Origin of the sequence: Chelatococcus albus (assembly GCF_030067675.1) — a bacterium.
Classification (GTDB): Bacteria; Pseudomonadota; Alphaproteobacteria; order Rhizobiales; family Beijerinckiaceae; genus Chelatococcus_A; species Chelatococcus_A albus.
Map to the genome: position 1 here is coordinate 33,362 of NZ_JASJEV010000015.1, position 12,303 is coordinate 45,664.

The 12,303-nt window shown below is 69.6% G+C and carries 9 protein-coding genes; all 9 read right to left on the reverse strand.

Features of this window, described 5'->3' with window-relative positions; all coding sequences use genetic code 11:
- Positions 1-34: 34 nt before the first annotated feature.
- The gene (locus tag QNA08_RS17330; protein ID WP_283741979.1) at positions 35-1,243 is read right to left on the reverse strand and encodes a hypothetical protein; all 1,209 of its coding nucleotides are present in this window, start codon (positions 1,241-1,243) and stop codon (positions 35-37) included.
- Positions 1,243-2,430 (reverse strand): polysaccharide pyruvyl transferase family protein, encoded by a 1,188-nt coding sequence (locus tag QNA08_RS17335; protein ID WP_283741980.1) that lies wholly within the window; start codon positions 2,428-2,430, stop codon positions 1,243-1,245. The genes QNA08_RS17330 and QNA08_RS17335 overlap by 1 nt, the downstream gene beginning before the upstream one ends.
- A 55-nt stretch (positions 2,431-2,485) precedes the next feature.
- Entirely contained in the window at positions 2,486-3,820 is a 1,335-nt protein-coding gene (locus QNA08_RS17340; protein ID WP_422679945.1) for a glycosyltransferase family 4 protein, read from the reverse strand.
- Positions 3,821-3,822: 2 nt separating this feature from the next.
- Positions 3,823-6,003 (reverse strand): glycosyltransferase family 2 protein, encoded by a 2,181-nt coding sequence (locus QNA08_RS17345; RefSeq protein WP_283741982.1) that lies wholly within the window; start codon positions 6,001-6,003, stop codon positions 3,823-3,825.
- A gap of 73 nt (positions 6,004-6,076) precedes the next feature.
- Positions 6,077-6,835 (reverse strand): hypothetical protein, encoded by a 759-nt coding sequence (locus QNA08_RS17350; RefSeq protein WP_283741983.1) that lies wholly within the window; start codon positions 6,833-6,835, stop codon positions 6,077-6,079.
- 16 nt (positions 6,836-6,851) lie between these two features.
- A complete protein-coding gene (locus QNA08_RS17355) occupies positions 6,852-8,111 on the reverse strand; it encodes a glycosyltransferase family 4 protein (protein WP_283741984.1) in 1,260 nt (419 codons plus the stop codon).
- The gene (locus tag QNA08_RS17360) at positions 8,108-8,947 is read right to left on the reverse strand and encodes a class I SAM-dependent methyltransferase (protein WP_283741985.1); all 840 of its coding nucleotides are present in this window, start codon (positions 8,945-8,947) and stop codon (positions 8,108-8,110) included. The genes QNA08_RS17355 and QNA08_RS17360 overlap by 4 nt, the downstream gene beginning before the upstream one ends.
- Positions 8,944-11,253, reverse strand: coding sequence for a glycosyltransferase (locus QNA08_RS17365; protein WP_283741986.1), 2,310 nt, complete (start codon positions 11,251-11,253; stop codon positions 8,944-8,946). The genes QNA08_RS17360 and QNA08_RS17365 overlap by 4 nt, the downstream gene beginning before the upstream one ends.
- Positions 11,254-11,310: 57 nt before the next feature.
- On the reverse strand, positions 11,311-12,051 hold the full coding sequence (locus QNA08_RS17370) for a calcium-binding protein (protein ID WP_283741987.1): 741 nt from the start codon (positions 12,049-12,051) through the stop codon (positions 11,311-11,313).
- Positions 12,052-12,303 lie beyond the last annotated feature (252 nt).

Consider the following 12,303-nt stretch of genomic DNA (forward strand, 5'->3'; position numbering starts at 1 on the left):
GCGCCCCCGTCGGGCGCGTTGAAAGACCCGCGGCTCAGCCGCCCCTGTGCAGGCGCACGGGCACGCGCACGAGGTCGCGATCCCATGTGACCTTGCAGTTCTTCAACTGGTAGCGCGTGAGGTAGAGGAACCCCTTGTCGCCGAAATCCTCGAAGGAAAAGGTCCGCGCGCCCGCGTCGATGAGCGAGGGATAGAAATAGGCGTCGGGCCGCGTGCAATCCTTGTCCCAGAGCAGTTGCGCCTCCATGACGAGCGAAGGCTCGCTCCAGTGCAGGAGATCCCGCGAGACCGTCGTGAAGATGCCCTCGACCACTTGCCCGCCGGCGCCCCGGCGCTTGTCGGCGAAGACAGCCATCACCTCGTTGCTGCCACGCAGCGTGACGAGCCCGCCGATCATGCGGCCGATGACGTTGGGCGCCACGGGCGTGCAGGTATGGGCGTCGGTGTCGGCGACCGCGTCGCGGAAGGGATCGACGAAGCGGGCGGAGAAATCCGCGCCGTTCCACGCCCGCCACGACGAGGGATCGTCGAGCGTCCGGGTGCGAATAAGGCAGTTGCCGCGCTTCTGCCCCCGGTAGCCGTCGGCGAAGACGAAGGCGTAGTAGAAGCCGTCGCGCGCGATGATGTTGGTCGGGTTGGCATAGCCGACGCGCGCATCCCGATCGGTCGGGAAGGCATAGGGCAGCGTCGCCACCACGGGTGGCTTGCCCTGCCCTTCCGGGCGGAAGGTGCGGCCGCCGTCGCGCGAGACGAGGCCGGTGACGGTGTTGAGCAGGCAGGCGCTGTAGCTGCCGGCGGGGCATTGCCCCGGCGTGCGCTCGCCGCGCAGCTCGGTGTGGGCGAGCGCATAGACCGTGCGTCCGTCATGTGTATAGACGCCGCCGATCCAGCTCAGGTCGTCGAAGGCGGCGAGATCGGCTGAGCGCCTCGCCTCGTAGAGCACGGCGCAGCTCGGCCTGACGGCGTGGAGGCTCGAACCGACGAGAGCGCGGTTGTCGTTGTGGCTGACGATCAGCCGCACCTCGCCCTCGGCGTTGCGGAAGGCACGTGCCGGGGCATCCGGCACGTGGCTCTTCACGCAGGCCTCGCGGGACCAGTCGAACACCGTCTCCATCGGGCCGGCCGGCACGACGGAGAGACCGGCCGAGAGGGTCTGCGCGCTCGCGCGCGGCCCTGCGCCGAGGCCGGCCGCGAGGCATCCCGCGGCCAGGATGATGCGCGCCCCCTTCGTGCGGCCCGCCATCACGCCACCCTTCGCGCCGGCTCGGGCGCCTTCTGCATCACATCCACCATCTTCGTGTCGGCGCCGTTCTCGACGAGGAACTGGCGCATCTCGCGGTAGGTGTGATGGTAGGCGCGGTTGAACTTGTCGAACAGCGACTGGTCCCAATAGTCCTCCAGCACGAAATCCTTGCCGGAGAAGACGTCGAAACTCGGGATCTGGTAGGTCTCGGCGAATTCGACCGTGCGGCTGTCGTAGGTGAAGTAGATCGCCGGCGTCCCGTTGGACAGGGCCATGAGGTTGCCGTGCAGGCGATAGCCGAGGACGAGGTCCTTCTGCTGCACGAGGGCTTCGTAGTCGGCCACGACGTCCGAATAGAACAGCCGCTCGCGGTGCAGCTTCTCCATGGTCTCGTCAAGGTACCACTCGGAAACCCACTTGTTGGCCTTCAGCGTCGCGAAGGCCTCCTCCTTCTGCTCCGGCGTGCCGAAGACGATCTTCTTCTCCTCCACCTCGCCCTGGGCCATGAGCACCACGTCGAAGCGCGCGGCGAGCGACTTCACGAGGTCGCGGTGGAAGGTGAGGTAGCGCTTGATGTCCTGGGCGTAGGCGGGCGAGACCTCGCGGCGCATGGTGACGCCCACGTATTTCACCTCCTCGAGCCGCGGCAGCTTGATGGCGAGGTTCGGATCGTTGCGGCGGAAGGCGGTGGGGCAGCCGACGATGCGCACGTTGCGGATGCCGATGTCCCAGAGCACCTGGGCGGAATAGGTGCCGCGCACGCCGATCGACGTGGTGGAATCGGCCATCATGCGCAGGACGGTCTTCGTCTCGTCGGACAGCTCGAGCTTGCCCTTGACCGGTGCCTGGGCGCCGATGCCGAAGGCGATGACCGGGATCTTCAGGCGCTTGAGGACATCGACCGTCTGGCTCCACTTCATGTCCTTGTGGACGTAGTTGGAGCCGCGCAGGAAGACGTAGTCGTATTCCTTGTTGATGCGGTCGATGTCGTCGAGCTTCGGATTGGCGATCTCGAGCACCCCGAGCTTCTCGAAATCGAGAAGCTTCAGGGACGAGTCGAAGACGAAGGCGTCGCCGATGTTGTGGTAGTGATTGATGTGGGCCTGGATGTCCTTGTAGCGATACCAACGCACGTTGTCGTGGTCGTAGACCTCGCCGGAGGGGATCATCACGAGTATACGTGCCATTGGTCGTCTCCCTTCAACTTCATGCACGGATCAGGCCTGTCAGTTCGTGGCCGCGTCAGGCGGAGCGCGCGGCCGGAGGGGCCGCGGCGGGGGTGCGCGCCGCCCTCCTGGCAGCGATCTCGCGGTAGAGATCGACGTGCAGCCGCGCGAATTCCTCGAAGTCGATGGGCCGCCTGATGCCGGCGCGCAGCCGCTCCCACAGCGAGGGATCGGTCAGCGCCTCGACCATCCGGTCGACCAGGTCCTCCGACGAGCCGACACGGAAATGCAGGCCGTCGACGCCGTCCGTGATCTTCTCGGCCATGCCGCCGATGTTGCTGCAGATAAGCGGGCGGCCGTGGAAGAAGGACTCCTGGATGACGATGGGCGAGTTCTCCCACCAGATGGAGGGAATGATCGTCCAGTCGATGGAGCGCATGAGGCGCGGCATCTCGCTGTTCTGATAGGCACCGTAGAAGCGCACGCGCGGGCCCGCACGCTCGATGAGGGCCTCGATCTTCTCCTGGAAGGGCTTGGGCTGGCGTTCGAGATTGCCGCCGAAGATCATGAGCTGGGCGTCCTCGCCCCACACGGCCTCGGGGATGCGGGTCACGGCGTCGAGCAGCACGTCGACGCCCTTGAAGGCCGTGATCTGGCCGAAATAGGCAAAGCGCGAGCGTCGCCCCTCCGCCGGGCCGAGGGGGCGCGGCGGCACGGGCGCGGCGATGTCGAGGCCGTTCTCGATGACCGTGAAGCGCGCGGCGTCGAGCCCCCAGTCGACGTAGCGGTCGACGAGGAAGCGGCTCGGCGAGACGAAATGGTCGGCGACCTCGAGCAGCCCGCGCACGAAATGCTCGCGCCGCAGGAAGCGCGCCGGCGAGATGTCCGGGAAGCAGGCATTGCAATCGGCGGGCGAGGCCCGGTAGCAGAGTTTCGTGCCGCCCGTCTTCACCATCTGTCCGTGGTGGTGACAGATCGAGAGGAATTCGTGAAAGGTCACCACGATCAGCGTCTCGGGCAGGGCCCGGCGCACGGCGTAGAGGCATTCGAGCCCGAGGCCGATGAAGTGGTGAAAATGCACCACATCCGGCTTCAGGTCCTGCACCACGCGCAGGAAATCGCGCTCGATCTCCTCCGTGTTGCGGTTCGACAGGAGGAAATGATCGTACTCGTCGGCGTGGTAGAGGATCTCGCCGTCCTTCTGGCGCAGGCTGAGCAGGGCGGTCGCGCCGTGGCGCGCCACGGGATGGCCGACGCGCGCGAGGAAACGCGACCCTGCGCCGTCGAGGCGGTTGAGCCCCTTGTGCAGGTTGTAGGAGGCGATCTCGGCACCGCCGAGCGAGAAGCTCGGATGGCCGTGCGACACGACGAGGACGCGCAGGGGACGATCGGTCACGGAACGGTCGGTCATCATCAGCCCCGCATGTTGGCGACCAGGAGGGACCAGCGGCGATTGAAGCTCCAGCGGTCGACGCGCTGGGCCAGACGCCGCCAGGCGAGGCTCGCCGCGCCCGCCTCCTCGTCCGCGGCGACCATCTCGACTTCCGGCAGCCACAGCGACGGCGTGCCGGCGAGCTTGAGCTTGAGGCAGAGGTCGCGCCCCTTGTCGGCGGCGCCGAGATAGGAGCGGCTGAAGCCGCCCGCCGTCTCCACCGCCGCCCGCGGCACGACGCAGCAGGCCACCGATCCGGCCACGACCTCCGTCGGCTCGGCATCGCGCACGACATCGCGCGGATAGCCGATGAAGCGGTCCGTGAGGCGCCGCTCACCGCCCTCCGTCTCGAGCCAGGTGCCGGCGAAGCGGATGGAATTGTCCTCGAAGACGATGGTCGGGCTCACCAGCACCTTGCCGCCGCGGGCGCGGTAGGCGCGCTCCATGCGCGACAGCCAGCCCGCCCGGCGCGGCAGAACGCCGGCCGCGAGGAAGACGAGCGTCTCGGCCGTCGTCGCCCCGAGCGCGGCCTCGAAGGCGTCGCAGACGTCGGTGACGCCCTCGGCGACGACGAGGCGCACGCCAAGACCGTAGAAGCCCGCCAGCCGGCACACCTCGGCGGCAACCCGGTCGAATGCCTCGACGGGAGCCGAGACGATGATCGGCACGGCCCGTGTCTCCGGGTCGAGGGCGAGCAGCGACAGGGCGGCCGTCACCTCCTCGGCGTCGAGCCCGGCGGCGACGACCAGCGCCAGTGGCGCCTCCTCGTCGTCGAAACCGAAATCGCGGGTCTCCACGGTCCGTGGCGGCGGCTGGTCCACGGCCTGCATCATCGGTCCGATGTGCCGCTCGATGGCGAGCGCGGCCGTGGCGGTTCGCGGATCGAGCGCCGAGACGAGCCGCTCGATGACCCGGCGCGACAGGCCGCGCATGGCGGTGAGCGGATAGAAGGCGATCGTGTCGTCCTCGATCGTCAGCTCGAAATAGACCGGCGCCCCGTCGGCCGCGGACAGTCCGGGCACGAAGGCGAGGAAGCCGTGATCGTGGCGGGCCGGGTCGAGCCGGCCGGCAAACAGCGGATCGTTGAGGAAGGCGCTCGTCACGTCCGGGCGCGGCAGGCGTGTCCAGTTCTCCGTGACCGGCTGGGCGCCGGCGCCGGCCCTGAGCGCCATGCTGTCGACGAGGCCGTCGGGGTCGAGCATCCAGCCGCTGACGAGGATGCCGCCGCCGGGCACGTCGACCACCATGTCCATGCCGATGCGGATCGGCTTCTGCAGGGGGGAGACCGTATCGCGCCCGTCGAAACGCTCGCTCGCCCGGCGCAGGATGCGCAGGGTCTCGGTGCCGGCGTCGCCGCGCGGCAGCACGTCCCGGATGTGCGCGGGCACGTCCGTCGAGGCGAGCAGCACGCGCCGCTCGTAGATCTCAAGCGCCCGCCAGCCCTCCGCCCCGCGGAAGTAGAGGCGCTGCAGCTTTTCCGGATCGACAACTGTCTTGCCAGGCGAGAGGAGCCCGAAGAAGCCGTGGCCCCGTCCGCCGAGATCCTCGCGCGGCACGGTCGCCGCCGTGAACTCGCCGACGAGGAAGCCGTCATGCGCCACGAGGAGGCGCGTGGTATCCGCCGGCAGCTCCGTGGACCAGCCCTGGAGGAAGACCTCGCCGGTGTCGAGCGTGCCCATCACCTCGACGAAGCCGTCGTTGCGGGCCGCGGCCTGCAGCATGGTGAGGGCGGCGGCGAGGCGTTTCGGCCCGCTCTTGCCGGACATCAGGGCGTGGATAAGGCCGTCGGCGGCGTCCTTGAAGGCCTCGCCCGCATCGGTCGCCATCAGGTGCAGGAGCCCCTGCAGCGGCAGGGCGCGGCGCACCAGCGTGTAACGCGCCGGCCGGCCGCCGCGGCGCATGACGATGGAGCCGAGGCGCAGCCGGCCCGTGATCTGCAGCGGCACGGCGGCGACGAAGCCGATCGCGGCCTCGGCCGGCGCCTCCGCCCGGCGCCAGGTGACGACGGTCGCCTCCATGCACATGGCCGGATCGCCGTTGAGCAGCACCTGGAGGGCACCGGGCATGGCGTCCGCCACGCCCATGACGAGTACGAACTCCTCGCCGATGGGCGCGGCCAGGGCCGTCTCGCCGTCGACCGGCAGGTTCGGATGTTCGCTCACACGCGCCTCTCCCGTCGCTGAATTGAAAAAACGGCCGTCGTCCGCCGATCCCTTGTGCGCCGAGCGCCGCCCATCACAGCCCGCCCTTGCGCACGAGGAGGAGGGCGACAGCGGCAATGGCGGCGACGGCGGAGATGGCCCCGAGCGCCGCGAGCAGGGTCACCGCCCGGCGCATGGGGCGGTCGGCGGCGGCGGCGAGATCGCGGATGCGCTCGTCGAAATCCGCGAGCGTCCTGTCGAAGCGCATCAGGAAGACCTCGACGTCGGACACGCGGCGCGAGAGCTCGTCCTGGTTGGCCCGCACCACCTCGAGGGCGGCACCGATGCCGTCCTCCGTGGACGACAGTTTCTCCACCTCCTCGGCGGTGGCGCGCAGGATCTCGGCGGCCTCGCGCTGGATGATCTGCGAGCGCCGCTGGGCGGCGATGAGCACATCGAGCTGGTCGAGGACGCGGGCAAGTGGCGCGCTGACGGCAGCCTCGGCGGCGCGCTCGTCCTGCGAGGGCACGCGCAGCATGACCTCCTGTCCCGTCGAGGGCGACACCGCGACGACCGAGAGCTGCTCCGTCTGCTGCATGGCGAAATCCGGCAGCTGCACCTCGAAGGCGTGGGCGCCATCGCCGATGCCGTTGCGGCGAAGGTCGATGCGCGGCCTGTCAGCGACGCCGGAGGCGACCATGCGGCCGCCGAGCAGCACGCGCACCTGCAGGCGCTCGTCGGGATGCGCGCGGTCCCACACCCAGCCGAACAGGCGGGCGCCGTCGATGGCGTCCATCCGGCCGTGGATGTCCGCCGGGTCCGTCTTCTGGGTCTTCGCTTCGGCGAGGCTCATGCGTCTTCCTCCCGGCTCAGGCGGCTGCGGCCATGCGGCCCAGGCGCCGGTAGAGGGCGAGGTGACGGTCGGCGACCGTCTCGATGTCCGGCGGCTCGACGATGCCTTCGACCAGGCGCTCCCACAGGCCCGGCGTCTCGGCGGCCTCGCGCATGGCCCGCGCCAGCGCCACCGGGTCGTCGGGGCGCACATGCAGGCCGTCGATGCCGTGGCGCACCGCCTCGGCCATGCCGCCGATGCCGCTCGTGATCACCGGGCGGCGGTGGCGGAAGGCCTCCTGGATGACGAGCGGCGCGTTCTCCCACCAGATCGAGGGCATGACGACCCAGTCGACCGCAGCCATCAGCGCCGGCAGCTCGTCGCGACCGTAGGGCCCGAGCCGCACGACCCGCGGCTCGGTGGCGGCGGCGAGCGCGTCGACCTCCTCGACGAAGCGCTCCGCCTGGAACGGCGTGCCGCCGTGCAGGCGCAGCTCGAAGCCGTCGAGTTCCTCTTCGATCAGCCGCTTCGCCGCCTTCAGAAGGACGGTGACCCCCTTCCACGGGTTGACGTTGCCGAAATAGCCGAAGACCGGCCGCCGCCCGTCAGGGGAGGAGCGGTGAGCGGCGGCCGGCACGGCAGGCCGACCGTTGGCGATCACGTCGATCGACCCGGCCGGCAGCCCCCAGGCGACGTACCGCTCCTTGAGGAAGCGGCTCGGCGCGACGAAGGCGTCCACCTGCGCGAGGTGGGTCTTGAGGTGCTGCTCGCGCAGCAGGAAACGGTCGGCCGCTATGTCGGGAAAGCAGCCATGGCAACGATCGGGCGAGGCGCGGTCACACCGCTCGCGGCCCCTCGTGCGCATCATCAGGCCGTCGTGGGCGCAGATGGGATAGTAGTCGTGCAGCGTCAGGACGATCCGCGCCTCGGGCAGGACACGCCGGACGAGGGCGATGAACTCGACGCCGACGAGCAGAAGGTGGTGGATGTGCACCACGTCCGGCCGGAAGTCCTCGAGGAGGGCGGTCAGATCCGGCACGACGCCGTAGGTATCCACCTGGCTCATGTAGAAGCGGTCGAAATGCCCGCTCCACAGCACCACCTCGCCCGAGGCGCCCGTGACGGCCTGGAAGGCCGTGCCCGGCCGCGGCTCGCGGTGGATGCGGTTGGTGGCGGCAAGGAACAGCGTCTCGCCCCCCTCGCGCGCCGCGAGGCTGCGGAACAGGTCGTGGGCGAAGATCTCCGTGCCGCCGGGGTGGAAGTCCGGGTGGTTATGCGCAACGACGAGAACCCTCAAGGCGCACTCCCCGGCTTCGCCGCGACGATCACGTCCTGGTAGTGGGCGCTGTCCGTGCCGCGCCAATGACCGAGCTCGACTTGGCGGATCACGAGCCCTGCCGCCTCAAGGGCGTCCTCCACCAGTCCGATATCGAAGCCGATGGCGGCGAGCGGCGCCTGCGGATCGCCGATCCACGTGCCGGGCGCCTCGCCGGGCAGGAACCGCGGGCGCGCCGTCTCCCGCGCCGGATCGCCGGGCGCGACGAGGAAGGCGGTGAGGAACAGCCGGCCGCCCGGCGCGAGGACGCGCGCGACCTCGCGGGCATAGGCGCCGATCTCGGCAAGCGGCAGATGCGTCGCCACCGACACCATCATGGCGAAGTCGAAACCCGCGTCCGGGAAGGGAAGGACCACCTCCTCCCCCGCCAGCTGGCCCTGCGGGTTGTAGAGGGGATGGGCCACGTCCACCCGGCAGAAGCGGAAATTGGGATAGACGGGCGTGATCGTCCGCGTGCACCAGGCGATGCCCTCGGCCACGGGATCGACGCCCTCGTAGGCGGCACCCTCGCCTTCGAGATACTGCGTCAGCGGCACGGCCATGCGGCCGATGCCGCAGCCGATGTCGAGCACGCGCTCGGTCGGCTTCAACTCGCCGAGACGCACGAAATGCCCGAGGAATTCGGCCCCGATGGCGCGGTAGTCGCCATCGCCGACGAAGACGCTTTCGGGCGGCGGCGCGGGCAGGAAGCGGTTGCGCCCGATCGCCTGCATGAGCCACGCCAGCCGCACCTCCTCACCGGCGGAGAGAGGCGGCGTCGCGCGCGCGGGGATCTTGAGGGCGACCTGGACATTCATGCGTTGATGCTCCTGACGACCCGACGATGGCGTGGATCGATGTCTGCCGGTGCCTCGGCCTCGACGGCCGGCAACGTGTCGGCGGGGCGGCGCGGGCCGCCCAGGTGCATGATCGCGGCGATAAGGTCGTTCCAGCGCGCGGCGTGCAGGGCGCAGTTGTATTGCCAGGCGATGCCGCGCATGTAATCGGCGCTCTGCGCCATCGATTGACGTTCGAGGTGATAGAGCTCGACGTCCGGGACATAGAGAATCCGCAGATCCCGCTCGGTGATCTTGAGGCAGAGATCGCTATCCTCGTAGTCGCCGATGACATAGTCCTCGTTGAAGCCGCCGACCTCCTCGTAGAGCGCGCGCGGCAGGATGAGGCAGGCGCCCGTCACCGCGGGCACCAGCCGCTCGACGCAGGCAGGCGCATAGTCACGCGGCATCCCCTTGTGGAAGTGATGGTTGAGCCAGCGGCCGCGGTGGTCGCGCGCGAAATACATGCCGGCGTGCTGCAGCGATCCGTCGGCGAAGAGGAGCTTCGGCCCGACGGCGCCGACCTGCTGCCGCCCGTCGAAGCGCGCAAGCAACGCCTCGAGCCAGCCGGGCGCCGTCGGGACGACGTCCGAATTGACCATGGCGAGCGCCGCACCGCGCGCCTCGGCGGCGCCCGTGTTGCAGGCGCGTGCGAATCCGCCGTTGCGCGCCATCACGACGAGGGTCACCGGCAGCGCGTAGACGAGGTGGAGCCCCGTCAGCAGATGCTCGACGTCCTTCGCCTGTTCCGGCGAGTCGAGCACATAGATGAGCTCGGCATGTGTCCGCAGCCACGGGTCGGCGGCGAAGGCGCCGATCTGGAAGCGCAGGAAATCGAGCACCTTGTATAGCGGCACGACGATCGACACGAGGGGCCGCGCGAGGGGCTCGCCGATCCGCAGCACGACGGGCTCGCCCACCCGCGCGCGGGCCCGGGCATGGAGATCGGCCACCACCGGCGCGATGACATCGGCAAGCAGCTTCTCGTCGACGTGCTGTGGCGGCACGGCCCGCAGCGCGGCGGCGCGCGCCTCGACGGGATCGGCCGGCTGCGGCGGCGGTACGAGCGCGTGGAAGGCGCCCGACTTGAGGCGCAGGCGGAAGCGCGGCTGCAGCAGCGGCACGGCGGCGTCGAAGCCCGGCGCCAGCGCCGCGAACCCCGTGGCCCGCAGGCGCACGCCCTCCCCCGGCCCCTCGACATCGACGGGAAAGCGGTGCAGGGCCGCCGTGAGATCCGTGACGGAACCGTCGGCCGCCGGCGCCTCGATACCGGAGACGAGTTCCGCGGGATCGCGAAACCAGCCGGTGACCAGCGTACCGGCCCGGGTCGCGAGAGCCGTCGTGATCTCGGCCGAGGGCGCGGCGAGCCCGCCGGTGACCCGCTTCGGCTGGAGGGGCGCGCGCAGCTGCGCCTCAAGCGCCACCGCCCGGCCTGCCTCCGAGCGGCCCGCCAGATCGAGCAGGAGCTGTTCCCGCAGACCGGGCGCGGCGGCGGCCTGCTCGCGCAGCCAGCGCACCATCGACGGCAGCGGGCGCGGAGGCGCCGCCACGGCCCGCACGCTCAGGCCGTCGGGGCCGATGAAGACGACGAGAGGCGCGCGGCTGAAGGAAGCCGCGCGGTCGGCGACGAGATGGACGGCCCGCAACCCGTCCCTCCCCGCCGGGGCAAGATGCGGGCGCGCGGAGAGGCGCATGGGGCCGGCGTCGCCCAGGATATGGATCGCATCGATTCGACCGAAGCCGGAGGCGAGCGCCGTTTGCAGGAGGACGAGATCCTCCGATGCCCGCGCCACGATTCCGGCCGGGCGAGGCTCGGGAGACAACGCATCGAGGACGCCGCGCAGGACAGCGGCGAAGATGCGGCAGCGCTGCAGCCGAAACAGCGAACTCCAGAGATTGAAGAGCGCGCAGACGAGCGCGATGCGCGCCGCCGGCTCCAGGCCGACCACGAGGGCCGCGGCATCGACGGCTGGCACCTCCTGCGAGACGTCGAGGTCGATGGCGGCATCCACGCCCGGCGCGCCCGCCGACAACGCGATGCTGAGCGGCGCATGGCCCGGGCGGCGCAGCGCCCAGAGCAGGCGCGTTCCACCGTCGACGCGCGCCAGTCGCAGCGAGGCCGTCGGCGCGATCGAGACCCCGTCGGCGACCGACAGGGGCACGACGCCGTGCACCGCATGGGGCACGTCCCAGGCGAGCAGGATCACCTCGCGACCGAGCAGATGGACGCGCGGCCGGCCGGCCTTGTCGGAAGCAAATGCCAATTCGGTGACCTCGAGCATCGCCATACGCCGGTCCGGAGACAATGGGGGCGCCGCAGCACGAGGCCGCGGCGCCCTTCGCGATCAGTGGACGGTGAAGTAGTCGCCAGGGTTGTGCTGCACGTCGTCGGCATTGGTATTGACGAGCGTGATCGTGTCGCCGTTGCCGAGATCGATGAGCGCGTTCGAGCCGACCTGTTGCACACGGCCGGCGAGATCGTCCGCCGACTGGATGCCGGTGCCGTTGATGTCCTTCGAGATCTGGAGGATGTCCTCGCCGACCTTGAAGTCGAGCACCACGTCGCTGCCGCCTCCGCCGGAGAAGACGAAGACGTCCCGGCCGCCGCCGCCGATGAGCACGTCATCGCCGGCGCCGCCCTGCAGGACGTCGTCGCCCGAGCCGCCGGTCAGCAGATCGTCGCCGGCACCACCCTGCAGCAGGTCGTCGCCCGACCCGCCATCCAGGACGTCGTCACCGGCGCCGCCCTGCAGAAGGTCGTTGCCGTTGCCGCCGCGCAGGTAGTCGCTCCCCTCGCCGCCCTGCAGCAGGTCGTTGCCGTTGCCGCCGAACAGGATGTCGTCGCCGGCACCGCCCTGGACGAAGTCGTTGCCGTTGCCGCCGAAGAGGAGGTCGCTGCCGCGTCCGCCGAAGAGCGTGTCTTCTCCCTCGCCGCCGAACAGACGGTCGTCGCCATCTTCACCGAAGAGGGCGTCGTTGCCACGCCCGCCGAAGATCAGATCGTCCCCGCCGCGGCCGAAGATCACGTCGGGGGACCTCGATCCGAACAGGGTATCGTCGAAGGCACCACCTTCGAGAGTCGCCATAGCTGTCTCCTTCGTTGCTCCGCCGGAGGAGCGGACACCCGCCCGATCGCACCGACTCGTCTCCAGTTGCAGTGTGCAGCGCACAACAGCATTCGACGCGACGCACTATATGAGCCAAATCAGTTGATGTTAAGTCTTAAAAAGCCAAATTCTGAGCACGCACAATGCAATTCCGCACAATAGTCATATAATTTCCTTCTTAACCGAACCTATTCCAGAACTGTTTCGCGTATTAATTATTTCGAAATTCGA

Excerpts from the sequence above, each read along its gene's own strand:
- QNA08_RS17330 (WP_283741979.1), bottom strand. The coding sequence starts at position 1,243 with ATGGCGGGCCGCACGAAGGGGGCGCGCATCATCCTGGCCGCGGGATGC.
- QNA08_RS17335 (WP_283741980.1), bottom strand. The coding sequence starts at position 2,430 with ATGGCACGTATACTCGTGATGATCCCCTCCGGCGAGGTCTACGACCAC.
- QNA08_RS17340 (WP_422679945.1), bottom strand. The coding sequence starts at position 3,820 with ATGACCGACCGTTCCGTGACCGATCGTCCCCTGCGCGTCCTCGTCGTG.
- QNA08_RS17350 (WP_283741983.1), bottom strand. The coding sequence starts at position 6,835 with ATGAGCCTCGCCGAAGCGAAGACCCAGAAGACGGACCCGGCGGACATC.
- QNA08_RS17360 (WP_283741985.1), bottom strand. The coding sequence starts at position 8,947 with ATGAATGTCCAGGTCGCCCTCAAGATCCCCGCGCGCGCGACGCCGCCT.
- QNA08_RS17365 (WP_283741986.1), bottom strand. The coding sequence starts at position 11,253 with ATGGCGATGCTCGAGGTCACCGAATTGGCATTTGCTTCCGACAAGGCC.
- QNA08_RS17370 (WP_283741987.1), bottom strand. The coding sequence starts at position 12,051 with ATGGCGACTCTCGAAGGTGGTGCCTTCGACGATACCCTGTTCGGATCG.